Source organism: Pseudomonas sp. MM227 (genome assembly GCF_947090715.1).
Lineage (GTDB): Bacteria > Pseudomonadota > Gammaproteobacteria > Pseudomonadales > Pseudomonadaceae > Aquipseudomonas > Aquipseudomonas baltica.
In genome coordinates this window covers 3,823,591-3,849,067 of sequence record NZ_OX352319.1, presented here as the reverse complement: position 1 = coordinate 3,849,067, position 25,477 = coordinate 3,823,591, and the positions used below count along the sequence as shown (strand labels likewise).

17 protein-coding genes are annotated in these 25,477 nt (G+C 56.2%); 6 read left to right on the top strand and 11 right to left on the bottom strand.

Annotated elements, in window-relative coordinates:
* Positions 1 to 110: 110 nt before the first annotated feature.
* Both ONG87_RS17460 and ONG87_RS17455 read right to left on the bottom strand, forming a co-directional pair.
* Positions 111 to 2,636, bottom strand: coding sequence for a sulfite reductase flavoprotein subunit alpha (locus ONG87_RS17460; RefSeq protein WP_264381741.1), 2,526 nt, complete (start codon positions 2,634 to 2,636; stop codon positions 111 to 113).
* Between the two features lie 159 nt (positions 2,637 to 2,795).
* A complete protein-coding gene (locus tag ONG87_RS17455; protein ID WP_192102626.1) occupies positions 2,796 to 5,105 on the bottom strand; it encodes a TonB-dependent siderophore receptor in 2,310 nt (769 codons plus the stop codon).
* Between the two features lie 204 nt (positions 5,106 to 5,309).
* On the opposite strand from ONG87_RS17455, the gene ONG87_RS17450 reads away from it, so the two are divergent.
* Together ONG87_RS17450 and ONG87_RS17445 are read left to right on the top strand one after the other, a co-directional pair.
* Positions 5,310 to 5,990, top strand: coding sequence for a Fe2+-dependent dioxygenase (locus tag ONG87_RS17450; RefSeq protein ID WP_264381740.1), 681 nt, complete (start codon positions 5,310 to 5,312; stop codon positions 5,988 to 5,990).
* Entirely contained in the window at positions 5,987 to 6,745 is a 759-nt protein-coding gene (locus ONG87_RS17445; protein WP_264381739.1) for a tetratricopeptide repeat protein, read from the top strand. The genes ONG87_RS17450 and ONG87_RS17445 overlap by 4 nt, the downstream gene beginning before the upstream one ends.
* Before the next feature lie 42 nt (positions 6,746 to 6,787).
* Here ONG87_RS17445 and ONG87_RS17440 read toward each other — a convergent pair whose 3' ends face one another.
* Both ONG87_RS17440 and ONG87_RS17435 read right to left on the bottom strand, forming a co-directional pair.
* Complete coding sequence (locus tag ONG87_RS17440) at positions 6,788 to 7,951, bottom strand: type III PLP-dependent enzyme (RefSeq protein WP_264381738.1); 1,164 nt, start codon at positions 7,949 to 7,951, stop codon at positions 6,788 to 6,790.
* 357 nt (positions 7,952 to 8,308) lie between these two features.
* Positions 8,309 to 9,178, bottom strand: a complete 870-nt coding sequence (locus ONG87_RS17435) for an oxaloacetate decarboxylase (protein WP_122475242.1) — start codon at positions 9,176 to 9,178, stop codon at positions 8,309 to 8,311.
* Between the two features lie 228 nt (positions 9,179 to 9,406).
* On the opposite strand from ONG87_RS17435, the gene ONG87_RS17430 reads away from it, so the two are divergent.
* On the top strand, positions 9,407 to 10,621 hold the full coding sequence (locus tag ONG87_RS17430) for an MFS transporter (protein WP_122475240.1): 1,215 nt from the start codon (positions 9,407 to 9,409) through the stop codon (positions 10,619 to 10,621).
* A 7-nt stretch (positions 10,622 to 10,628) separates the two neighbouring features.
* Here ONG87_RS17430 and ONG87_RS17425 read toward each other — a convergent pair whose 3' ends face one another.
* On the bottom strand, positions 10,629 to 12,701 hold the full coding sequence (locus tag ONG87_RS17425; RefSeq protein WP_264381737.1) for a bifunctional diguanylate cyclase/phosphodiesterase: 2,073 nt from the start codon (positions 12,699 to 12,701) through the stop codon (positions 10,629 to 10,631).
* Between the two features lie 868 nt (positions 12,702 to 13,569).
* Between ONG87_RS17425 and ONG87_RS17420 the strand changes: the two genes are divergently transcribed.
* Positions 13,570 to 15,387 carry an RNA-directed DNA polymerase gene (locus ONG87_RS17420; RefSeq protein WP_192152101.1) on the top strand — a complete coding sequence of 606 codons (1,818 nt, stop codon included), beginning with the start codon at positions 13,570 to 13,572 and terminating at the stop codon, positions 15,385 to 15,387.
* Positions 15,388 to 15,403: 16 nt separating this feature from the next.
* The gene (locus tag ONG87_RS17415) at positions 15,404 to 16,933 is read left to right on the top strand and encodes a DNA polymerase (RefSeq protein WP_245226975.1); all 1,530 of its coding nucleotides are present in this window, start codon (positions 15,404 to 15,406) and stop codon (positions 16,931 to 16,933) included.
* A gap of 401 nt (positions 16,934 to 17,334) precedes the next feature.
* Here ONG87_RS17415 and ONG87_RS17410 read toward each other — a convergent pair whose 3' ends face one another.
* The 3 genes from ONG87_RS17410 to ONG87_RS17400 form a co-directional block, all read right to left on the bottom strand.
* Positions 17,335 to 17,943, bottom strand: a complete 609-nt coding sequence (locus ONG87_RS17410) for a hypothetical protein (protein ID WP_192152099.1) — start codon at positions 17,941 to 17,943, stop codon at positions 17,335 to 17,337.
* Between the two features lie 185 nt (positions 17,944 to 18,128).
* Positions 18,129 to 18,611: a hypothetical protein gene (locus tag ONG87_RS17405; RefSeq protein WP_192152098.1), complete on the bottom strand. Its 483-nt coding sequence runs from the start codon at positions 18,609 to 18,611 to the stop codon at positions 18,129 to 18,131.
* A 14-nt stretch (positions 18,612 to 18,625) separates the two neighbouring features.
* Positions 18,626 to 21,076: a DotA/TraY family protein gene (locus ONG87_RS17400; RefSeq protein ID WP_264381736.1), complete on the bottom strand. Its 2,451-nt coding sequence runs from the start codon at positions 21,074 to 21,076 to the stop codon at positions 18,626 to 18,628.
* Positions 21,077 to 21,404: 328 nt separating this feature from the next.
* Between ONG87_RS17400 and ONG87_RS17395 the strand changes: the two genes are divergently transcribed.
* On the top strand, positions 21,405 to 21,989 hold the full coding sequence (locus tag ONG87_RS17395; RefSeq protein ID WP_264381735.1) for a hypothetical protein: 585 nt from the start codon (positions 21,405 to 21,407) through the stop codon (positions 21,987 to 21,989).
* Positions 21,990 to 21,994: 5 nt separating this feature from the next.
* Here the strand turns inward: ONG87_RS17395 and ONG87_RS17390 are convergent, their stop codons facing one another.
* Genes ONG87_RS17390 through mobA form a run of 3 tightly spaced genes read right to left on the bottom strand, consistent with a single transcriptional unit; the run spans position 21,995 to position 25,167 of the window.
* Positions 21,995 to 22,372: a hypothetical protein gene (locus tag ONG87_RS17390; protein WP_192152096.1), complete on the bottom strand. Its 378-nt coding sequence runs from the start codon at positions 22,370 to 22,372 to the stop codon at positions 21,995 to 21,997.
* A 10-nt stretch (positions 22,373 to 22,382) separates the two neighbouring features.
* On the bottom strand, positions 22,383 to 24,794 hold the full coding sequence (traI, locus tag ONG87_RS17385; RefSeq protein ID WP_264381734.1) for a TraI/MobA(P) family conjugative relaxase: 2,412 nt from the start codon (positions 24,792 to 24,794) through the stop codon (positions 22,383 to 22,385).
* Positions 24,784 to 25,167 carry a plasmid mobilization protein MobA gene (gene mobA / locus ONG87_RS17380; protein ID WP_199868957.1) on the bottom strand — a complete coding sequence of 128 codons (384 nt, stop codon included), beginning with the start codon at positions 25,165 to 25,167 and terminating at the stop codon, positions 24,784 to 24,786. The genes traI and mobA overlap by 11 nt, the downstream gene beginning before the upstream one ends.
* Between the last annotated feature and the right edge of the window lie 310 nt (positions 25,168 to 25,477).

Sequence of the window (25,477 nt, the reverse complement as noted above, 5' to 3'; positions counted from 1 at the left end):
CAGAGGGGGCGATCAGGCTGGATGCGGTGTGCGGTTTCATCGCGGTGAGGCTGACACACCGCAACCCCTGTAGCAGCGGCGCGAGCCGCGTCGGCGGTACACGCGATGGGTCAATAGACGTCGCGTCGGTAGCGGCCGGTTTCGATCAGGTCGTCCAGGCGTTCCCGGCCCAGCAATTGGGCCAGCACTTCATCCACGCCGCTGGCCATGCCCTGCAGGCTGCCGCAGACATAGATCACTGCACCATCCTCCACCCACTGCAGCAACACCTCACCGGCCTCGCGCAACCGATCCTGCACGTACACCTTGTGCGCCTGATCACGCGAGAACGCCAGATCCAGCCGCGCCAGATCACCACTGGCCAGCCACCCCAGCAACTCATCCGCGCACAGGAAATCATGGGTTCGGTTACGTTCGCCGAACAGTAACCAATTGCGCCGCTGACCTTGTTCGATGCGGCCCTTGAGCAAGCTGCGCAAGCCAGCCAGACCGGTGCCGTTGCCCAGCAGAATCACCGGCACCGGCTCCTGCGGTAGATGAAAGCCGGCGTTGCGCCGCAAGCGCAGGCTGACCGCGCCGTGCACCTGGGCGTGTTCGGTCAGCCATCCCGACCCCAGCCCCAGGCTGCCGTCGGCGTGGCGCTCCTGGCGCACGATCAGTTCCAGCCGGCCGTCGCTGGGCAGCGAAGCAATGGAATACTCACGTGCAGCGATGGGTATCAGCGCATCCACCAGCGCCTGTGCATGCAAACCTACCAGGTGCCCGCGACTGGCCGGCAGTTGCCGACTGGCCAGCGCCTGACCCAGCGGCTCCTGCAAGCCATCGACCTCAACCAGCGCAGACGCCTGCAGCCCCAGCCCGGACAACCACTGGTCGATGGCCGCGCAGCCGTTGCGTGGCAGCACGTCGACCAGATCGCCAGCCTGCCAGTGGGCCTCGCCATCATTGTGCAAGGCAATGCGATAGACCGCTGCGCCTTCACTCCCCGGATTCAGCAGCTGGCGTTCGAGCAAGGTCCACGGGCTGAACGCCGGTGCCTGCCACACGGCCTGGGCGACGCCCCCGGTCAGCCCGCTCAATTGCTGCTGCCAGTGCTGCAAGGCCGCTGGGTCGGCGTTGTCGACCTCGATCGAGGCAAACAGCGGCTGGGCGCCACGCTCATCGAGCCATTGGTCCAGACGATGAGCGAAGCCGCAGAACTGCTGGTATTGCCGGTCACCCAGCGCCAGCACTGCGTAGCGCAAGCCGGGCAGGGCACAGGCACTGCCCAGCACCTTGCGCTCGAAGCCGCGCGCGGTGTCGGGTGCCTCGCCGTCGCCGAAGGTGCTGACCACGAACAACGCCTTGTCGGCCTGCCGCAGCTGCGCTTCATCCACCTCGCCCAAGGCGCGGACACGCACGTTCTGACCGGCCGACTGCAGTTGCCCGGCGGTTTGCCACGCCAGTTGCTCGGCGAAACCGCTCTGGCTGGCGAACCCGATCAACCAACCGGCCGACGTCTCGTCCTGCTGGTGCAAGGCGCCGCGGGCCAGGCGTACCTGGCGCTTCTTGCGACGCCGATCCAGGTACAGCAGCCAGCCCGTGATGAGGAACAACGGCATCGCCAGGCTCGCCAGCATCATCAGGATACGACCGACCAGGCCGAAATAACTGCCCACATGCAGGGCGTAGATGCTGGTCAGCAGTTGCGCTTTCAGCGACTTGTCTTCATAGCGCTGGATGTCCTTGACCTGACCGGTGGCCGGGTCGAGGCTGAGCAGGCCGAAGGCCCGGTCATGGGGCGAATCCGTGCGCAGGTAGAACACCGTTGCCGGCAGGCCGACATTGCCCGGAATACGCATGTTGACCACGCTCAATTGTGGACCGACCGCGCCCTGTATGCTGGCCCACAGCGCGTCGTAATCCACCGTGGGCGCCACATCGGCAGAAGACGCGGCGCGCCGCTCCATGCGCTGGGCGGCAGGGTTGTCGGAGAGCATTCTGTTCACCGCGTTGCCGAACCACTGGTAAGACCAGGTCAGGCCGGTCAAGGCCGCCAGCAGATAGAACAGCAGGCACCAGGTGCCGAACACCGCATGCAGGTCCCAATTGAAGGCGCGACCTTTCTTGGCCCAGTCCAGGGTCAGCCAGGTGCGCCATTGCAGCGCCTTGCGCGGCCAGCGCAGATACAGGCCGGAAAGACAGAAGAACACCAGCATCAAGGTACAGGCGGCGGTGATCTGCCGGCCCGTCGCGCCCATGGCCAGGAAACGATGCAGATCCAGCATCAAGTCGAAGAAGCCCTCGCCGACCACCTCGCCCTGCAACTCCCCGGTGTACGGATCGAAATAGGCCGAAGGCCCTCGCCGTTGCCCCGGCGGCGGGGTGAACGACACCCGTGCGGCGCTGCCGTCGACCAGGTCCACACGCAATGCGGCAACCTTGCTGCCCTGCCGCTGCTCGAGGATTTCCACCAGCTGCGCAGCAGGGAGGATGCCGCCATCGCGAATCTGCACGTTCAGGGTCTGCGGATTGAGCGCGCGCAGGATTTCATCCTCGAACGAGTAGCTGGCCCCGGTGATGCCCATCAGGGCCAGCACCAGGCCGCCGGTGATGCCGAAAAACCAGTGCAACTGGAAGAGGACGTTCTTGAGCACGAATCACCTTGAGCGGGCCGATCGAAAGGAGGGCAGACGGCATTATGCAGCACTGGCTGAGAATCAGTCTCAGGCGCACCGATTCTGATCATTGCCGTTGCGACGTGAAACGCCCCGCGTCGTCGAAACGAGCGGGGCGCAGCAACCGACGCGCAGTGGCTAGAAGTGGAAGTTGGTGCTCAACAGCGCCGTGCGTCCCGCCGCCTGGTTGGCGAAGTGAGTGCTGAAAGCCTTGTCGTAGTAGGTCTTGTCGGCCAGGTTCTGCACGTTCAGCTGCACGTCGAAATGCTTGCTGATCTTGTAGCTGGCCATGGCATCCAGGCGCACGTAGCTGTCGACCATGGTGGTGTTGGCGACATTGCCGAACACGTCGTCGACATAGAAGGCGCCGCCGCCGATGGTCAGTTTGGGCGTCAGGTTATAGGTGGTCCACAGGCTGGCGCTGTTGTTCGGCGTGTTGGGCATCTGGTTGCCGTCGTTGGCCGCGCCCAGCGGGCCGTTGTCGACCACGCGCGCCTGCAGGTAGCTGTAGCCGGCGAACACCTGCCATTGCTCGGTAAGCTTGCCGGACGCCGACAGCTCCAGGCCATCGACTCGGGTCTTGCCGGCGTTCTCGTAGGCAAAGGTGCTGGTCTGCACGCGGGTGTTTTCTTTCTCGGTGCGGAACAGTGCGGCGGTCAGCGACAGACGCTGGTCGAGCAGGTCCCACTTGGTGCCGACTTCGTAGTTGGTGGTTTCTTCGGGCTCCAGGTCACTGCTCAGCAGGTTGCCTGCGCGATCCGGTGCTCCGCCCAGCGGGTTGCCTTCCATGCCTTCGCCCACCAGCGAACCGGGTGGGGTGGCCGAGGTGGCGTAGGAAACATACACGCTGCCGTTCTCGGCAGGCTTCCACACCAGCCCCAATTGGCCGGTGACGAACTCGCTGGTGTCCTTGCCCTTGGCCGTGGTGGCACCGGCGGCGGTGAAGGTGCGGTAGTCGGTTTCGAAGTGGTCGTAGCGCAGGCCGGCGTTCACCTGCCACTGCGGGCTCAGCTCCAGCGTGTCGAACACGTAGATCGCCCGCGTCTTGCTGGACGTGTCGGTGCCGGCGTAGTTGCGGGCAATGGCGCCGCTCCACGGGTCGTCCGGATTGGGGTTGGCCAGCGACGTGCAGTTGTAGCCGCTGGAAACGATGCTGCCCGGTGTGCAGTTGGTGCTGGCGCCGGCGGTGCGCGGCGTGGTGTCGGTGTTGACGGTGTAGGAACTGCGGTCACTGTCTTCGCGGCTGAATTCGATGCCGGTGGAGAAGCTGTTCTTCAACCCGCCGACGTAGAAGTCACCGAACAGATCGGTCTGGTTGGTGGTGGTCGCGGTGTTGCCGACGCGACTGTTGGCGCGGCGCCAGACACTGCCGTTGTTGACGTTGCGCTGGCTGTCGTCGGGTTGGGTGAGGATGTAGTCCTGCATGGTGTTGCCATGGCGCAGGGTGTTCTTCACGGTCAAGGCGTCGGTGAGGTCGTGCTCGATGGCGAAGGTGGCGATGTCGCTGCGGGTCTTGCGGAAGTCACGGTCGCTCAGGCCATAGAAGTTGCTGCGGCTGCCACCGTCCTCAGGCTTGTCCGGATTGGCCGAGGTGCGGCCCGCGTTGCCCGCCGCCGGAATGCTGTAGGGAATGCCCGAGTCGGGCAGGTCGTCGCTCTCCAGATGGTAATAGTCGAGGAAGACCCGCGTCTCGGTGCCCAGGCCGAAGGCCAGCGACGGCGCAATGCCCCAACGGTCGTAGTCGACCTGGTCGCGCCCGGCCACGTTGCTTTGGTGGCTCATCAGGTTGAGTCGCCCGGCGGCGCTGTCGCTGAACTGGTAGTTGCCATCCAGGGTATAGCGCTGGGTCTGGTCCGAGCCCCAGGTGAAACCGCCATCCAGTGAGTCGCCCAGGTGCGCTTTCTTGCTCACCAGGTTGATGGTGCCGCCCGCAGCGCCACGGCCGCCGATGGCCGAGTTGGGGCCTTTGCTGACCTCGATGGATTCCACGGCGAAGATTTCCCGGCTTTGCGCGCCGGCATCGCGTACGCCGTCCAGGTAAGTGTCGCCCTGTGCATCGAAACCGCGGATGAAGGGTCGGTCGCCCTGCGGGTTACCGCCTTCGCCGGCACCGAAGGTGATGCCCGGTACCGTGCGCAACGCGTCCTGCAGGTTGAGTGCGCCGGTGTCCTTGATCACCTGTTGCGGCACCACCGTCACCGAGCGCGGGGTATCGACCAGCGGCGCGGTGTACTTGGCGGACGAGGCGCGCTCGACCTGGTAGGACGTCGGCTCCTGCGCGTCGCCGGTGATGCTGGTGGCACCGAGCGATACCGAGGCGCCCTTGGCCTCGCTGGCCGGCGCGGCCTGTGCCGTTGGCGCGGCGCAGGTAGCGCCCAGGGCCATGCCGATGGCAGAGGCCAGCAGCCGTGGCGATGAGACTGGAATGAAGTGGTGTTGGCGCGTCATGGTGGAAACCTTCCCCAAGGTTATGAGGCCGCGGAGCATAATGTAACTGCATATATGTATCAATTGCGAAATATTGCTATTCGAGATCGTTTTACATTCTTTACAATTTCGTCGGCTGTTTGTCTGCATTCCTGGACATGCACGCTTGTGTTTCGGCAATGGGAATCAATACCATTGCTGCCCCTTGGCTTGCGGTGACTTTCCATGCTCCTACACATTCCCGGATTGTTCGCGCGCGACGAAGTGCTGCGCATTCGCCAGGCCCTGGAACAGGCCGATTGGGCGGATGGGCGGATGACGGCAGGCCATCAGTCGGCCAAGGCCAAGCACAACCTGCAACTGCCCGAAGGCCACCCGCTGGCGATGGAGATCGGCGCGGCGCTGCTCGAACGTCTGTGGGTCAACCCGTTGTTCATGTCGGCGGCATTGCCGAACAAGGTGTTTCCACCGCTGATCAACTGCTACACCGCAGGCGGAAATTTCGATTTTCACATCGACAATGCCGTACGCCAGGCCAAGGGCAGCCTCGAACGGGTACGTACCGACCTGTCCTCGACGTTGTTTTTCAGCGATCCGCAGGACTACGACGGCGGCGAACTGGTGATCCAGGACACCTTCGGCACCCGCGAAGTCAAGCTGCCGGCCGGGGACCTGCTGCTGTACCCGGCCACCAGCCTGCACAAGGTGCGTGCGGTCAGCCGCGGCGCGCGTTTCGCGTCGTTCTTCTGGACGCAGAGCCTGGTTCGCGAAGACAGCCAGCGGGCGCTGCTGTTCGAGATGGACGGGGCGATCCAGCAGTTGAGCCGCGACGTCCCCGAGCACCCCTCGCTGATTCAACTCACCGGCACCTACCACAACCTGCTGCGGCGCTGGGTGGATGTATGAGCGGCGACTTCAGCCTGCGCCGCCGGGAGGTGCTGGACAACGAGCAACTGAAGGCGATGCTCGCCGCAGAACCGCGCAAGGCCGCCCAGGCGCTGGTGATCGCGGCGGGGCAGGGCGTGGTCGATGCACAGGCATTGCTCGGGCAGATCCTGCTCGATGGCCGCGGTATCGAACGCGATGCGGCGCTTGCACTGAAATGGTTTGCCATCGCAGCCAGCCGGGGCCATGCCATGGCGCACAACATGCTCGGTCGCTGCCATGAACATGGTTGGGGCTGCGAGGCCAGTGCCGAACGTGCTGCCGGCCATTACCTGCACGCTGCACGGGCCGGGCTCGATTGGGGCCTGTACAACCTGGCCAATCTGTTGGGTACCGGGCGCGGCGTGGCACTCGACCACCCGCGAGCGTTCGCCTGCTATCTGCAGGCGGCCACCATGGGCCACGCCAAATCCATGAATCTGGTAGGGCGGTACCTGGAACAGGGGCTGGTGGCAGGCGCCGATCTACCCAGGCCGCAGGTCTGGTACATGCGTTCGGCCCAGGCGGGAGACTTCCGCGGCCAATTCAGCCATGCCGCGATGCTGGCAGAGGAGGGCGACGTCGATACCGCACTGATCTGGCTGCAGCGGGCTCTCGAAGGGGGGAATGCAAACTTTCTGCACAGCAGCTTGAAGGTGCTGGAGCAGGCTAGACAGCCGGCCATCAGGGCGATGGCCAGCCTCTATGCGCAGCGCTTGCAGGCGCTGGAGCAGTAGAGTCACGGGCAGCCCGAGGCTGCCCGCAAGTCCCTGGTGCATTCAGACGTAGAACGATTTCAAAGGCGGGAAGCCGTTGAATTCCACCGCGCTGTAGCTGGTGGTGTAGGCACCGGTGGACAGCCAGTACAGGCGGTCGCCGATGGCCAGGTTCAACGGCAGGCCATATTTGTAGTGCTCGTACATGATGTCGGCGCTGTCGCAGGTCGGCCCGGCGATAACCACTTCTTCCATCTCGCCTTTCTTCTCGGTCCAGATCGGGAACTTGATGGACTCGTCCATGGTTTCGATCAGCCCGCTGAACTTGCCCACGTCGGTGTACACCCAGCGCTCTACTGCGGTACGCGACTTGCGCGCCACCAGCACCACTTCACTGACCAGAATGCCGGCGTTGGCGATCAGCGAACGGCCCGGCTCGAGGATGATTTCCGGCAGCTCGTCACCGAAGTCTTCCTTGAGGAAACGGATGATTTCCTCGGCATAGGTTTCCAGGCTGTTGGTGCGGGTGATGTAGTTGGCCGGGAAGCCACCGCCCATGTTGATCAGCTTGAGAACGATGCCGTCTTCTTCCCTGAGGCGTTCGAAGATCACCTTGACCTTGGCGATCGCCGCGTCCCACACGCTGATGTCACGCTGCTGCGAGCCCACGTGGAAGGAGATGCCGTACGGCACCAGGCCCAGGTCGCGAGCCAGGATCAACAGGTCCATGGCCATGTCGGTCTGGCAGCCGAACTTGCGCGACAGCGGCCAGTCGGCCGTGGTCGAGCCTTCGGTAAGGATCCGTACGTAGACCTTCGAACCCGGCGCGGCCTTGGCGATGTTGCGCAGGTCGGCTTCGGAGTCGGTGGCGTACAGGCGCACGCCCTTGTCGTAGAAGTAGCGGATGTCCTTGGACTTCTTGATGGTGTTGCCGTAGCTGATGCGCTCCGGCCCCACGCCCTGGTTCATGACCTTGTCCAGCTCGTAGATCGAGGCAATGTCGAAGCTCGAGCCTTTGTCGCGCAGCAGGTCGATGATTTCCACGGCCGGGTTGGCCTTGACCGCGTAATACACCTTGGCAAATTCGAAACCGGCGCGCAGGTCATCGTAGGCCTTGCTGATCATGGCGGTATCGATGACTACGAATGGGGTTTCTTGCTTGTCGGCGAACGCCTTCATTTTGTTGAAGGTATCGGGTGCGAAGTAGTCTTCGACGTTGATCGACATGCTAGGGACTCCTGGTGGCAAACGTCGTGAATATAAATGGGCTCAAATGACCATCCTCCGTATCCCCACTTTGGTTCGCCTACTTCCCAAGGCATGTCGGGCGAAAGCAAAAAGGCCACGGAAAGCTGCTTTCCGGTGGCCTGTTGTCTCGTCGTCAGTACTTGAGCCGGATGGATCGTTTCCAGCATGGACGGTCGGCGCGAACTTTAGGGCGTGGAAGGCTTGAGAGCAACTAAAAATGTCGCGTTTTCGTACGTTGCTCGATTGCTGGCACTGCAACCGCTGCACACTGCTGCAGCGGTTCCCTTTAACCGACCCACATGACCGCATGATGTTCCCGAGGGGCTGGCCCGTCGGTCACTCCTTCACGTTCATGAATTCCTTGGCCCAGCTTACGTAACTCTCTGGATGGGTGTAGGTGTGGGTCAGTTCGGTGGCGCTCAGGTCGGTGCTCTTGCTGAACTGCTGGCGCTGTTCGCGCAGCGAGTCGTAGGTCGCCTTGATCGCTGCAAAATAGGCACCGTGGCCGTCCACCACCACGCGCACACCCAGCGCCGCCAGGCGTGCGTCGTCGTGCAGCGCAGGGTTGCCGTAGGTCACCAGCATCAGCGGCACACTGAGGTTTTCGGCAATCTGTTCCAGGTGCTCGAAGTCCTTCACGCCGACCATGCAGATGCCATCGGCACCAGCGGCCTGGTAGGCCTGGGTGCGGCTGATCACTTCCTGGGTCGAAAGCACCCCGGCGTGGGTCCGGGCGACGATGGTCAACTCTGGATCGACCCGCGCTTCGAGCGCTGCGCGAATCTTGCCGACCCCTTCGGCCACCGAGATGAGGTCGGTTGAGCGGCGACCGAACTGCGCCGGCAGCAGGGTATCCTCGATGGTCAAGGCACCGATGCCGGCGCGTTCCAGTTCGACCACGGTACGCATCACGTTCAGCGCGTTGCCATAACCGTGGTCGGCGTCGGCAATCACCGGCAACTGCGCTACACGACCGATGCGTGTGGCCTGCTCGGCGAACTCGGACAGGGTGATCAGGGCGAAGTCGGGGGCCGCCAGCACCTGCAGCGACGCCACCGAACCGCCGAGAATACCGACCTCGAAGCCCAGGTCGGCGGCAATGCGGGCAGACATCGGATCGAACACCGAAGCGGTGTGATAACACTGTTTTGAAGCAAGCAGCTCACGGAACTGGCGACGCAGGGCCGTGTGGGAAACTTTGGGCATGATCGCTCCTGATTCTGGCGAAACCCCAATGCCTCATGCGGAGGGTTTCTGGAACTTTATCGATTCTTCATGGGTTTTTAGTGACTGGCGCCAGTTTATCACCGCACGGGTGAAGTTGTATTCGTTGGCGCCATTGCGCCGTGCCTGATTCGCCTGCGTCGGCAACTGGCGACGGCGCACGCAAAATGGCAGAGTGTCCGGCCATGCCTGCCTGCCAACGGAATTCCCATGGCCACTCCCACAACAATCGCCAACCCCGCGCCAGGCGCTGCACAGACCAGCCCGCTGGTGATGCGCATCCTGGGTGCCTGCGCCCTCGCGCACCTGGTCAACGACCTGATCCAGGCGGTGCTGCCGTCGATCTATCCCATGCTCAAGGCCAGCTACGGGCTGACCTTCACCCAGGTGGGCCTGATCACCCTGACCTTCCAGGTCACCGCATCATTGCTGCAACCGTGGATCGGCTTCTACACCGATCGCCATCCCAAGCCGCTGCTGTTGCCCGCCGGCATGGTCTGCACATTGATTGGCATCATGCTGCTGTCCATGGTCGGCAGCTTCCCGATGATTCTGCTGGCGTCGGCGCTGATCGGCATCGGCTCCTCGACCTTTCACCCGGAAACTTCGCGGGTGGCGCGACTGGCCTCCGGTGGACGCTTCGGCCTGGCGCAATCCACCTTCCAAGTGGGGGGCAATACCGGGTCGGCGTTCGGTCCACTGCTGGCGGCGGCCATCGTCATTCCGTTCGGGCAGGGGCATGTGGCCTGGTTCGGCCTGATCGCGGTGTTCGCCGTGGCGCTGCTGTACGGCATCAGCCGCTGGTACCGTGGCCATCTCAACCAGTTCAAGGCGCGCGCCGGCCAGAGCGCCAGCCACGGTCTGTCCAAGGGGCGAGTCAAGGCCGCGCTGGTGGTGCTGGCATTGCTGGTGTTCTCCAAGTATTTCTACATGGCCAGCTTCACCAGCTACTTCACCTTCTACCTGATCGAGAAGTTCGACCTGTCGGTGGCCAGTTCGCAGTTGCACCTGTTCCTGTTCCTCGGCGCGGTGGCGGCCGGGACCTTCTTCGGCGGGCCCATCGGCGACAAGATCGGCCGCAAGGCGGTGATCTGGTTCTCCATTCTGGGCTCGGCGCCGTTCACCCTGATGCTGCCCTACGTCGACCTGTTCTGGACGAGTGTGCTGAGCGTGGTCATCGGCTTCATTTTGGCGTCGGCATTCTCCGCCATCGTGGTGTATGCGCAGGAGCTGGTGCCAGGCAACGTGGGCATGATCGCCGGGGTGTTTTTCGGCCTGATGTTCGGTTTCGGCGGCATTGGCGCAGCGCTGCTCGGCCATCTGGCGGACATTCACGGCATCGAGTACGTGTACTGGCTGTGCTCGTTCCTGCCCTTGTTCGGCATCCTGACGATCCTGCTGCCGAGCACCAAGAAGGCGGTGTGAGGCAGCGCTAGCGGGCGCGGTGCTCGGCTGGCTGCGGGCGACCGAACAGGTAGCCCTGGAAATGCGAGCAGCCTTCGGCCTTGAGCCGCATGAACTGCTCGTCGCTTTCCACGCCCTCGGCCGTGACCTGCATCTGCAGGCTGCGGCCCATGCCGGTGATCGCGCGGATGATGGCGATGGCTTCGTTGCTGTCGCCCATGTCGTGCACGAACGACTTGTCGATCTTGATCTTGTCGAAGGCAAATGCGCGCAGGTAGCTGAGGGACGAATACCCAGTGCCGAAATCGTCCAGGGCGATGCGCACACCCAGGGCTTTCAGGCGCTGCAGGATACTGATGTTGGCCTGGTTGTTGTCCAGCAGCACCGATTCGGTGATCTCCAGCTCCAGCCGTGCGGCGTCCAGGCCCGACTCGCTCAACGCTGCCTGCACCAGCTCCACCAGGCAATTGTTGCGAAACTGCACCGGCGACAGGTTGACCGCCACGGTCAGGTCGCCGGGCCAGCGTTGAGCTTCGTGGCAGGCTTCGCGCAAAGCCAGCGCACCCAGCTCGTGGATCAGCCCGGTTTCTTCGGCGATGGCGATGAAATCCAGCGGCATGATCATGCCATGTTGCGGATGCTGCCAGCGCATCAGTGCCTCATAGCCAATGATCCGCGTGTCGCGCTTGTCGATGATGGGTTGGTAATACAGATGCAGCTGTTTGTCGACGATGGCCTGACGCAGATCGCTTTCCACGGTGCGGCGCTTCTGCGCCAAGGCATCCATGCGTGGATGAAAGTATTCGTAGCGATGGCGGCCGTTGCGCTTGGCCTCGTACAGGGCCATGTCGGCGCAGCGCAGCAATTCTTCGGGCGTGTTCTGATCCCTGGGCGCCAGCGCAATGCCCACGCTCAAGCCCACGCAGAGGCTGTGCCCCTCGATCAGGAAAGCCGGCTCGATGGTGTCGATCAGGCGTTGTGCGGTGAGCTGCGCGTCTTCGCCGTTCTTGAGTTCGGGCAGGATCACCGCGAACTCGTCGCCGCCCAGGCGCGCCAACGTGTCCTTGACCCGCAGCACGTCGCGCAGGCGCGTGGCGATGGCGCGCAGCAGACGGTCGCCGAACTCATGGCCCAGGGCATCGTTGACGTTCTTGAAGTTGTCCAGGTCCAGGCACAGGGTCGCCGTCACGCGGTCGCGGCTGGCGTCTTCACGCAAGGCCTCTTCGAGACGTTGGCGGAACAGCGCCCGATTGGGCAGCCCGGTCAGGCTGTCGTGGTGAGCCATGTGGCGAATGCGCGCCTGGGCAGCGTTTTCGTCGGTGATGTCTTCCACGATCAGCAGCACGTAACTGCTGCCCAGTTCCTTGCCGCGTATGGTCACCGTCTTGCTGCGCAAGGTCCGCAGGCCCAGCAGGGTGTGCTGCTGGCTCTGGGCATGGTGCAACCCCTCGGTACGCACGCACTGGTCGGTCAACCGGCGCAGATAACCGCTCAACGCCGGCGCCAGGCACTCTTCCAGCTGCCGACCGATCATCTGCTCACGGGCATTGCCGAACAGCCGCTCAGCCTGCAGATTCACCAGCAGGATCTGCCGCGATACGGCGTCCTGCACGATGACGCTGGACGGAATATTGGCGATGACCGAATCGAGAAACATCGACAACGAGGCCATTTCGGCGCTGTGACTTTCCGCCAGGCGCTTGGCTTCCAGCAGGCTCAAGTCCCGCGCACGCTTCTCGCTGATGTCGCGCGTGACCTTGGCGAAGCCGAGCAACTGGCCCCTGTCGTCATGGATGGGCTCGATCACTACATGGGTCCAGAACAGCGTGCCGTCCTTGCGCACCCGCTGGCCTTCGCATTCGAAACGCCCCGCCTCCAGCGCCGTCGCCAGGCTCTGCGCCGGCAAGCCACAGGCGCGGTCCGCGGGGGTGTAGAAGCACGAAAAATGCTGCCCGACGATCTCCTCCGCACGATACCCCTTGGCCCGCTGCGCCCCGGCATTCCAATTCGAAACGATCCCCTGCGGCGAGAGCATGTAGATCGCATAATCCACCACGCCCTGTACGAGCAGCCTGTACATCACATCGGAATTTTCGTTCATGGGGTGGCGTCTGCTGGGGGAAACTACGGCGCGGTCGAGGGCAGCGGGTGGTCACCAGGGCGCGGTAACCCGTGCACGTGTCTGGTCTACAGGTTGTCGGCTGGCCATGCGCTATCTTTAGCGCCTGGCGACCCTTGGAGCCTGAATGCAAAAAGCCCCGTATCGCAGGGCGATGACGGGGCTTTCGAGGGGCGCGTGAGGCGGTGTAGCGGGTCGGCTCAGACGTTAAACCGTCTATATCTGTCTATGTGCTTGTTTATTAACGATTAATTGATAAAAAGACAATTTTGTACTCGATTTTATACTCATCTGCCACTTCTCTGCTTCATTCGGCCACCAGATAGCACCGAATCATTCCCATGTAGTATCGACCGATAACCGCTGATTCGCGTCAGACGAACCATTAGGCGTCCGCACGTCACTCGGTGGTCGACGCGTGGAAGGACAAAGTATCGCTAAAGCACGGTTGACCCTCCCGGTTGTTACTACGGCCTAGTGCAGAGGTTAGCTACGTGACTGAGATGACGGACGCAGATGTGAATGCATTATGGTGCGAAAATGTGGGTTTCCCGGCAAAATCAATTGTTGAGGCATCGGACTGTGGCCATGCGTCGTTTACCGCCTCGTCCTGGAGGCTCAGAACGCACCAGCAGGTCCTCGCCGGTCCAGGGGGACATCCTGGTATAGGGGTGTCCGGAGGCAATTCAGAGGTTCGTGGCCATCATAGCCATCTTTATGGAAGATTTTTAGATGCCTGATTAAACGCGATGCTACTCATCGTCAAAAGCTCTCCTGTCTCGCTTCACTATACGGGCATGGCAGAGACACGGAACGGTCATGACTACGAGATGGAATCAAGGAGATTAAAATGGTCGACCAATCCTCTATTCCAGAAGATGCTAATTCTTTAATCAAAAAAATTGATGACCTGATAAGTTCAATTGCAAATAATGACTCACTTGTCAGAGGAAAGTCTGTTCGCTCGAAGCTCTCAAAACTAGTTGATGAGTGTAACGCTCGACACCTCAGAGCTAAGACAAAAATTGAGAGCTTTGAACTGTTGGCATTTACCATAAATACAGAAGCCGTGCTACAGCATCTGAACCAGGATATGAGAAGTGACTGGTTCGTAGATGCGATCCAGCATCGAGATTTATTTGAGAATAAATCATCGCTTAGTGATACTTTGAGAATGCTGTTGTCAGCTGATAACGGTAGATATTTGGGAGGCGATAGAAAGATTTATGACATACCCAAAAAAGGGCTCGGAATCCGATACTCATTAGAGACGGATTTTTATGATCGATTCATATACCAAGCAATCTGCTCCTATTTGATGCCTTTTTTCGATCCCTTACTCTCCCATCGGGTTTTGAGTCATCGCTATAATAAGCACAGAACATCCGAGCGATACATATTTAAAAGCAGGATTGAGCTTTGGAAAACCTTTGAGGGGGTAACAAAGACGGCGCTAAAAAACAATCAGAGCCTACTGGTCACTGATCTGTTGAATTATTATGAAAATATTACTGTTGCTTCGATAAAAAGCGCATTCGAAGAGCTATTGCCGAAAGTTAACGCGACAGGTCCAGAAAAATCTTTGATACGAAACGCTATACATACGCTGTGTGAGCTTTTAGCTAGATGGAGCTATGATGACCTTCATGGGCTTCCCCAAAATAGAGATGCATCATCCTTCGTCGCTAACATTGTGCTTAATTCTGTTGACCAGGCCATGGTCACAATGGGGCATGACTATTACCGCTATGTGGATGATATTAGAATAATATGCACATCACCGCGCTCCGCGAAAAAAGTTCTAACGGAGCTCATTAGTCAGCTCCGAACGGTCGGTATGAATATCAACTCCGGAAAGACTATAATACTTACTAAGGATAATTCAGACACGGAAATAGCAGAGCACTTTCCCACAACCGATGATCGCACCATGACGATTGATACCATGTGGCGCTCTAGGAGTCGAAGAGTCATCGCTCGCTCTGCAAAATATATTTACGATCTTCTAAAGGAATGTATAGATAATAGGCAGACGCAGTCCCGACAGTTTCGGTTTGCTGTGAACAGACTCATACAATTAGCTGAATCAAACCTGTTTGACGTCCATAACTCTGTAGCTACAGATCTCAAAAAATTGCTAATTGAAACGTTGGAAGAACATGCTGCATCAACAGATCAGTATTGCAGAATACTCGGAGTGTTAGCACTCAATGAGAATGATCTAGATCAGATTTCCCAGCACCTTAGTGATTATGAAAAATCTATACACTCTTGGCAAAATTTCCATCTGTGGTTGCTGCTTTCAAAAAAATTGTATAAGTCTGAAAGCCTGATAGAACTTGCACTTGATCGGATTCGCCTTGACCTACTCCAGCCCGAAATTCCCGCAATATTTATATATCTTCGCTGCGTAGGCAAGAGTGTGTTGCTAGTGCCGCTGATAGAAAGGTTCAGCTCAGCCTGGCCCTATTACCATCAGCGAAATTTTCTACTGGCAACTAGTGACCTAGATAGGGATACCCTTAAGCCACTGATCCCTGAGTTATCCATTAAACTCAAGGGGACAGTTGATCGAGCTCGATCACACTATAATAATGGCTTGCCTCTTCTTGATAGGGAGCCGCGAAGCCCACTAGACCTATATGAAGAAATAACTCCCTATGATTAGAGCAAAGAAAGTGCTTATGTTTGTCCGGGATTATACTGACTCAGGAAATGATAAGTTTTTCTTTTGGGGAGATAGCACGCTGAGTAGTGTTACTATTCAGCAATTGGTGCTCGAAGAAGCTGAAATAGTTTGCCATGATTATTGGCTGATAGCTCCAAGGATATTTGCGTCTGCTCGTAGATTGCCGAAAACTGTAACCGATTTGGAGGAACTTAGAATAATGTCCTCAGGCGTAAAGGGTGATCGTGAAAAACGAGAAAAAATAGATATTTCGAGTGCGCTTCAAGATTTCGCTGATAGCGAGGTGATTAAATCATACATTGATATATTTCAGAAAAAATCTCCAATTGACGAGGTTATATTGCAGACGATTGGGGAAGCTCTATTCAATCTATCGGTGAAGGCAGAATTAGTTGCTAAAGATAATAATGAATGGGCAAGGTATACAACAGTGGAGCGCCCTGTTGCTGACTACCTGATTAGTTCCGCAGCGGCGGGAATTGCAATTGACACGACAAGGCTTCGGATTCATAAAGAGAATATCGAGTTCGATTATTATATGGCTCTGAAGCAGTTCTCCGCAAAATACGACGTACCCCTTGAGCTGCCATCAAATGACGACATAATTCGCCGGCTTGAACCTATGGGTTACGATTTTTTGGGCGTAGATGTTGAGTATGTACTCAACTTTGTTCCGATGAATGATAACTTCGCGATCGATCTCCTAAAATTGAGAAAAATCGCAAAATCTCGAAGTGTTCTCAACGCTATCCCGCTGAGCCAAAAAAGAATTTATCCCATAGTTGATTGCTTCGGCTCCATTACATCGAGAATTTACTTTAAAGATCCGTCTCTGCAAAATCTAGCAAAGCATCATAGAGATATACTTGTTCCCGATGAAGGCCGCGCTTTTTCTTATGTGGACTATGAGCAATATGAAGCGGGAATTATGGCTGCTTTATCCGGCGACGAGAAGTTGTTAGAATTGTATGCGGATGGCGACCTTTATAAGCAGGTGGCCAAGGATATATTTGAAGGTGAGGGCCGGCGAAAAGAAGCCAAACGGCTTTTCCTCTCTTACGCCTATGGTATGAAAAATAGACATCTAATAGATGCAGCTTTCGGGTATGGCGCTGATCGGCGTGCAACCAAAGCCTTTTTCAAGCAATTCTGCAAATTTGAAGAGTGGAAAATTTCCGTCCATGATTCATTTGGTACAGATCAGAGAATCGGCACAGTACTAGGTAATTACCTCAAGCGAGATCGAACGGGTCCTCTAACAGACAAAGAAAAGCGATCTGCTGTGAGCCAGTTAGTGCAAGGTACAGCGTCTTTAATTTTCAAGAAATCCTTGATGAAACTTCGGGACGAGGCGGGGGCAGGCTTAAAAGTTCCTATGCATGATGCTGTCCTATTCGAGCACTCACTAGAATTCAACCCTCAAGTTGTCGCCGATTTATTTTCGAGCACGATGACTGACCACTTTAGTGGCAAGATTATCGGTAAGGCGTCGCTTAGCCCTTTCTCATCTAAATTAAACTCATGATTCTACTTCGGCGTTATCCAGTTTTCGAATAGCTTTAAGGACTGAGCATATCTGTTCTGAGTGAAAGCCGGGTCAAGGGCCGCCGCACCGGCTCGTCGGGCTTGCCCGTCGAACGGAGCGCCGGGGCGAAGCCTTCACCCTTGATGCGGTTGGAACGACCCAAGCCTATGCAAGGAAGGTGATGGGCGCTCTTCCCATCACCTTCCCGCCGCGTCGCAAGGCAGACTTGGGCGTCCAGAGGGGCAAGGCCCCTTTGGCCCGAGCGGAGCGGATGGCATTGTCTCGGCGGGATTTTCGAGACGCGGCCTCACGAGCCAAAAACTGATCGGCAGCGTATTCCAGTGCCGCCCAATAGGCTGAATCTAAGATCACCAGTTCGCCTTGGACAAACTTATGCGCAATCATGCCTCCACCCCTGGAAGCCAAAGCCCACGCTTCACAAACTGCTTGAATGCGCCTTCGACGTACAACGTTCCGGTGAGTACCTGCCAAGCTCGATAGCTCCACTTGATAGCAAGGATCGAGAAAGGCACTGCCATCGACAAGATGCTGATGCAGGTCATCGCCATGCTGCCTGTTGCGAGGCTGTACAAGGCGATCAAAGGACAAAGCGCAGCTAATACCCAAAACATCCGAGATTGTCGTGTGTGTGATTTAATCAAGCCCATCTGCTCTTCTTCACTCATGCCATTGAGGCGGGCACGACCCTTTTTACTAATAAGGGGAATCAGCACCTCATTGATTGAGTTTTGATCGCGCTTGGTAAAAACGCCGAAGCCACAGCCACCCGAACAAGTCCATGGGTAAATCGCATTTTCGTCTGGTTCTGCGTCTTTGTGAACGAACATCACCCCCTTGTCGCACACAGGACAATGCGGGTTCCTGATCGTGTTCACCAAGTCTTTTAAATGTTGGTGGTTCGTTGAAATACTGCGCCACCCAAAGATCGAAAGAGGCATGGAAACGCACATGAATTTTGCAGCCTTCTTTGCAGTTTTCACAATCTTCATTTCAAAGCACCTTACTCGCACGACGGCGACGTTTCACAGAGATATTGGACAGAACTTTTTCAGCTACAGCGATAAGCACCGCCATGATGTCCTGAGAGGGGAGTTCTTCTACCTTGCATCCTTGTTTCATGGTTCCGACTTCCGGGGTCAGTGGTACAAATTACCGGCCCGCAGGGGCCGGATAATTACAGCGACGGATCGCTGTCACCCTTATTATTTGGGGTTGCTGGTTTCGCGGCTTCTACCGTCTGATCCCACCATTTTTTCATGAGCGCTACCGTGTGGGGCGTGAGTTCTTGCAGCACAGGCTCATCAGCCGGCAGCACTCGGATATGTTTACCGCTTAACCAATTTTTAGACAGATCGTAGTAATGCAAAACAAGCTTAGTGATCGTATCTTGTGGAGCATTTTTTAATACTTCCATTGTGCTCATGGAAATAATCGAAAGGCTAGATATTGCATAGTTTGCTTCTTGTATTGTCACCAATAGATTAGCGTTCTCTTTTTGCAATGCGGCATAGCCAGCCTTCCATTTATTGTTTACCTGAATCCATTGGCTATTTGCGTCTTCAAACCCTGCGTCATAACCTTCATTATGCCCCTTTTGATAACCCTGCCTGCGGCCAATAATTACCCCAGTGGTTTCTGCGTTAAAGTCATAAGACATAGTTACAGTCCCCTTTAAGTAATAATCGGCTTGTCATTGTTAACGTTGCCATCTCGGCCACTAGTCTTTGGTGAAGTTTCAGAAGCAAACGATCCGCCACCAAATCCGATAGGCCCATCATCATCAGCCCCGGACGGGGCGACCCCCTGCGGGCCTGAACTAAGTAACTTAGATGCACCGCTCTGGCCACTACGGCCACCACCATCACCATCACCAACTTTATGTTGAAGGCCAGACGTCCCCCCACCGGGAATTGGCTTTTTCCCGCCACCGGTAGAGCCATTGCCCAAGCTGCTTGGCCCAAATTTTTCTGTGTTGCTTCGCATCTCACTAGTGGCCTGTGTCGATCCCATAGAATCGATGCCGATGCCGATCCATTTCAAGACCACATCTGGCAAAGTCTGCGACAACCCAAAGATCATGTAGATAACAGGCAGCAATAGCAGGCCATACATGATTAACCAGTTGCGCCATTGGAAGAACTCAACAAACCAGCCCAAAGATTCCGCACTGGTCACATTGGCCGCGTGCATTGCCCAAAACGCTTTACTGATATACAGCAGGATTGGATTTGCTATTGCCATCGCTGCAAACAAACCGAAAACGATCAGTACAGGTCTAGCAAACAGCGATAACAGCATTAAATAACCTTGTATCTGCGAACCGACAAAAGAACGCTCTGGCGTCATGTGCATCAGCGCCCAAAGTGGCGCAGCCACAACTGCTTGCAGAACACCAAGAACCCACCCGACCACGGCAATAATGAAAATGGTGTAGGGCAGAGATGGCAGAAAAACACCAAAGTAAAATGCTAGTATTCCTACCCAGCTAGCAACTTCAACAAGTGGCTTTAAGAAATTATAGACAACCCATTCAAGCAATGTGTCAGCCAACGGAGTTGCATCAATACTAGTTCCGAAAAATGATACTGACCCAACCCCAGCAGCTACCGCTTTAGCGCCTGATAGCGCAGTATGCACGATGCGATTTGTTGTGATGGCGGATGCCTGCATAAGTGCCAGAACATCACCAGTCGTCTTGATCCGCGCAATTGCATCAACATCACCGTCTGTACCAATTAGCGTGGCCGTAACTCGCTCCATACCCCAGCCGATAAAGTTGCTCATAATGCTGTCGCCACGACTACCCAAGGTATCGATGTTCAAATCATCCAGCGATGCCGGCGCTAAAGCCGCTTTAATGTCTGCTGCATTGGGCGTGACGGGCTGCTTATAGTTTGAGCCATCAAGCGACTTGCTAATGATTGCCTGATATACAGTCTGATAGCTGTTTAACGCTAACTGGCCCCCCGGGCCTCTAGGCAGCATGTTCAGGTTCGGCTGCGTTGCAACCGCAACAGGCTCTGCAAACATAGCTCCCATCTCTTGCCGAATTCCAGAGAGGCGCTGATAAAAACCCCCAGCCATCGCCCAACCGTCTTTAGTCACATCCTCGACGTACTTCGCCATTATTTTTTGTAGCGTCTTATCATTCGTCATTTGCGACGTTAGATTTTGAGTAAGCGTATTTTGGGCTTGATTGATAATGGAGTTAAAGCGGTCACTCTTAACAGCATCCCATCCGGTCTTGGTTATATCCGTGGGCCAGGTGTTAACCCATGCATCAATATCGGCCATCACCTTGTTCATGGCGGCGATCTTGGCGTTAAGCGTGGCATGGCGTACTGCCTGCATCGCGGCCTTGTTGCTGGTAATCGTAGCAGGATCGAAAATTGAACTCGTAGAGGTTGAGGTCGTCACCAGTTCCGCAGGGACGCTAAAGCTATAGACCTTAATCGACCCACAAATTGGGGTGCCACCGCCAAGGTTGGTGGCCGCATTTCTATCTTTGATGAGGTAGATCGCAGCCTGTCGTCCTATGCCGTCCTGTACCTTGGAGTCAGGCTTGGAAAGCGCCTGTACAGCGGTAGGCTGGTCAAGCGACCTATAAATTGCATTGAGGGATCGGGCGCACCAGCTCGACGCCAAATAGGCTTGGCCGAACTGGCGAATGTCGTACAACGGATAGTTGGGGTTCGGCTTCGCGCCACTACCAAATCCAAGCTGGCTACTCACGCTGCTGAGCGAGCCGTTAACAATCCCGTTCTCCACACCGGCTTTGAATACGCCGTTGGCAAAACCAATCCCCCAAAGTCCAATTGTCAGTACGATGATCTGGATAATCGAATAACCGCTTGAAGCGGGCAGTAAGACTCCACCACCGAACACGATGCGCAGCGGAGTCCAAAGCGAACTCCATGCCTTGCCCATCGCTTCGCCCTCATTAGCCGTGTTGGCGACCCCGACAATGGCGATATACGAAACGAATAAAGACGCCAGTATCAGCAGACCAGAGTTGTACTGCACGAACATCGAGGCCAGCACGTTAGAGCTGGTAGTAACAGTTTCAGGGTCATTGCCTTGTGCCAAAGCGTCAATGACCGGCCCAAAGACTGCTTTAAGCACTCCAACACTTGCGTCTGAGCAACTGCTCGCGCCGTCCGTTGTGTCACACGGTGAAAAGGGCATTCCTGCCATCTGGAAAATCTCGCGGGGGAATTCACGAGAGAGTCTATAGGCCCACTGCATCCTTTAAAAGGCAGGCAAAAATGGGACATGGACTATAGTCCATCTATTATGGACAACGCCCTATCAACTCATTGTTTTTAAAATAGAAAATATATTTTTTAGTACTGAAAATATTTCTAATAGGCGATAAATAATAATGTTTATTTAACAAGGTCTGTCACGTAGACTCCAGCATCCCGAAATTTGCCAGCAGATACGGTGAAAAGTGAGATTCAAGCTCAAGTATCAAGACAATAAAACATTAGGTATCCAGTACATTGGCAACCCCGTAGCTTGCGTACGCCTTCTCGATGAAACGACCGAGAGCGGCAACCAAAAGCAAAGCTATGTCTGCACGATCAGCCGATGGGATACCAAGCTGCCAGAACACGCAGTCCAGTTGCTGACAAAGGTTGAAGTCGAGGAGTGGAAGGCATGGAAGGCAGCCCATGATGCTGCGTTCAGACGTAAGCAGCTCGAAGCATCACTGGATGCCTTACCTCTTACGTTGAGCTATGCAGCTACCGCCTTGACTGAGGAAGCGTGTACCGTCGATGAGGCACAGAAAACCGCTATTTGGTTGGCCCTGGACGCATTCAATCGTGCCATGGTGAAAGCTGGAATAGATCGTCCTACAAGGGGGCGCGGTCGGCCATCTTCGACAAAATTGGCTTCCCCAGAAATAGGAATGCCCATAATGCCGAACCTAGAACAACTTGGCTCCCCGCTTGAGTGTGCCTATCGGGGGATAGTGGAACGCTACAAAGCGTTACAGGCACGCTGCGTCGCCGAAAAATCAGCTACTGATTAGATGCCTTAGAATCTTTTACCTAAGACAGCAAGCCGCTCTTTCATCAATTGGCCGTCACGCCGCATTTCTGCACGCAGGTCGTCCAGCTCCTCTGGGGTGAGCGAATAATACAGCGACCTCGTGGGTGGTTCTTCAGTTGTGCGCTGCCCATCGACCCCGTCCGGGTCGAACTGCTCTCTATCGAATGTCATACCGCATACCTCTACATATTCAAAATTCGCATGGCACTCACGCCCCCAAGGATCATGCACCCACAAGTCACCAAAACCGTCCCGAACGACGTAATACGCGCCGGGGTCGTTACGAACCACGAGCGGCAAGACATCGTCGAAATCTTGCGTTTCCGGGTTGAACCGCCACACGTACTTCATTCTATCGAGCATGGTGCCACCCTCACATATCCAAATCCGGCGAGTCCCTGTTCAATGAGCTCTGACGCTCACGCTCTTGCTCTTCCTTACGCTGCTGCAACCGCTGAGCTTGGGTCTGCCGTGCTGCTCGCTGATCGTCCTGATTCGGTGCTGTTGGCTCACTATCCACGTGCGTATTCATCAACGTTTGCCTCGCATAATCGCACTTTTCTGTCCAAGCATTTACTGATGAACCATGCGTTTTTAAAGCCTGACTCCAAGCATCGTCTCTTAACTTAATAGCGTCGGGATGATCGCTGTTCAAGTGATCGCGCCGAGCCTCGGATGGTCGCTCTACGTTCTTGCCAAAATCATTGTCCCACTGCATGGCCTTGCCCTTCGCCATGTGTTGGCCAATGAAGCCGACCGTCTTCTCCAGGTCTGGCCGCTCACCCCATGACTCCCGGTATGTGCAATCCAGCCTGGACCGATACTGAGCCACATCAGCCTCGACAGCATCCATCTCAACATAATCACGGACTGGCCGAACCGGTGCTGGCGCTGATAGAGCCTGGTGGGCCTCATCTCGCGCCATAGCGGCCTGCCAGGGCGCTTTGTTGGCATCGTGCTGACGGATAGCATCGAGCTGCTTTTGATCCTCCACGAAGCGCTGACGCTTTTGATCAATGTCTGCCTCTATTGCTTCTTTGCGTTGCTGCTCTAACTCAGGATTGGCAAACCGCACATCCAGCCGTCGCTTCACCGCCGTCGCAAGCACTCGATCCATGAATTCCTGGCCACCGTGTACCGCTACAGCGCCGAACTTTTCTTTCGCCAGCAGCAACCCCATCTCGATACTATCTGCATCGTTTCGACTGTCCTTGTTGAAGGTGATGCGCCGTCCTTCATCACGGAACGCCAGCCGGTCATTTACCGAATAGTTCACCGCACCAGTCGAACGATCAACAGCCCACGTAACGCGCGCCGAAAGCCTTGCAGGCCTAGCCGGGTCAAGATCGCTATCCGAAGTAGTCGTGAAGTAGGGTCGCCGTACGTCCGCGACATCTGGCTCTTGCGGATGTTTGCCTGTGCGTTTTTCTGCGTAGGAAAAGCCTCGAAGTTGCGCTATAGCTGCTGAATCGCCAGCCTCAGCACAATCTGCAACCCATTCCCGATAAGAAGGATGTTGCTCTTTTCGTAAACTGGCATTTTCAGCTTTAAATATGACTTTTAATTCGTCTCGTTTGGCCGCAGCGGTAAACGCTGCGACCGACAGAAGTGCTCTGCGATGGTTGCCGTCTAGCCCACTTCGACGGATGCCTTCGCGTTCTGCCCTAAGTAGATCGGTGAGGGCCTTACGCCGCAACTTCTGGGTGCGGGCTAGCTCAACCTTAGCCGGAGCTTTCATCGCCTTCCACTCAACGACAGAACCTTCATATTTGGCGCGCAACTCTGCGCGTTCTTTGGCGCGCTTCTCGCGGTTGTCGGCACGCTTGGTTGGATCGCGCAATGGGCGATGTTTGCTGTAGGTCTGATTCTCTAACGCTTCCCGGTCAAAATACCTGGTTTTAAGTGGCTCGTATGGGCCAAGCTGCTTTATGAGTTTTCCCCCACCCAACCCCATCTCAGATGCCTTGATCGGAGCCTGGGCGAGATCACTTACCGACGCCACGTAGAAAGCGTTGTTTCGGTCATTTGCTGGTCTCAACTCAAGTCCATGAGTGGCAAGTATCGTATGCAGCTCCTGCCACGAAGCTTTCGCGGATTCCATTAGCGCCTTGGCATCATCTTTGGGCGGTCCTTTGGCATAGCTCGCTAACGACTCATTACCACTGTGAACTTCAAGCTGCCGGGCCTTCTCTGGCAAATCAGCGCGACTCCCTTCCCGTGCCTTGAGCCGGTGTGCCGCACTCGTATAAGTCCAATCTATAGACTTCTTACCGTCAACCTCTTTGACAGAAAAAGGCCCATTGTCGTGTTTCCACCCTTGGTCAATTTCGATCTGCCGCATTGCCTTATCCAATGTGAATTTCGAATACGACATTTTCGGTACTCGGTGTCTATCTGGATGAACCTTATTCACCATGATATGCAAGTGCGCATTGTCGGTATCACGGTGTATGGCCGACAGATACTCATGACCGTTAAGTCCAATAGCAGCGAGCGCAAATTTACCCGCATCAAAAGCTTGATCATCGGTTGGGCAGTCTCCTTCTGACCAGCTCAGAACGAGGTGCATTACCGGATCTTTCGTGCGCTTACTTCGAACCGAAGTACCCCACATTTCAATCCATGCGGTGTCCTCAGAAAGGCAGTTTGTTTGCACTGCCACAGCTCCTTCAGTGACCTCACCGGTCTCAGGATCAATACCATGCCGAAAACTATTTATGTACTTGGATAGACTACGGAAGCTTGTCTTTCCATCGCTTCGTCGGGCAACGATCTTAGCGATCATCGCTATCCACTTCCTCGACGTCAGGCGCTATACGTTTGAGTGCCCTTGTTGCCTCGTCAACGGCATTCTTAAACGCAATCAATAACTCAGATGTTTGCTGTGAATGCGCACCACGGCTGCTATTAAATAAATCTTTTTGCAGTCCACCTAAACTACGAAGCTGAGCTGCAAACGTCTTTATGTCTGCACAGATGATGCGATCTGATTGGTTCCTTATGCGGCGACTCAATCCAGCACAACGAATAAACATCGACAACGATATGCCTGCATCCTCAGCTTTAGCTTTCAATGCATCTGCCTCTTCGGGCAAACAGCGAGTGTGAACGACCACAGTTCGTTTCCTTGTATCCGAACCAGAACGACCATTGACCATAACAAACTCCGACTCTAATGGCCGCACGGCGGCAGGGGCCTCGGGGCGGAGCCCTGAGCAGGGCAGGTTAGGGGGGATGACGAGCGAAGCGAGGAAGAGCTCCGGTGAGATACCAGCACGAAGTGCGCGGTAGCTCAAACCACACCCTGTCCTCGATCATCATGACTTCCACGGAGAAGGTAGCTTGGAGTTTTTATATGGTCAAATACGGCTCGGCGCCTAGAGAAAGTACGTACTTACACAATGTTCGCACCATGATGCCACAGAGTTGCCACAGAGTTGCCACAGAGTTGCCGCAATATGTACACAA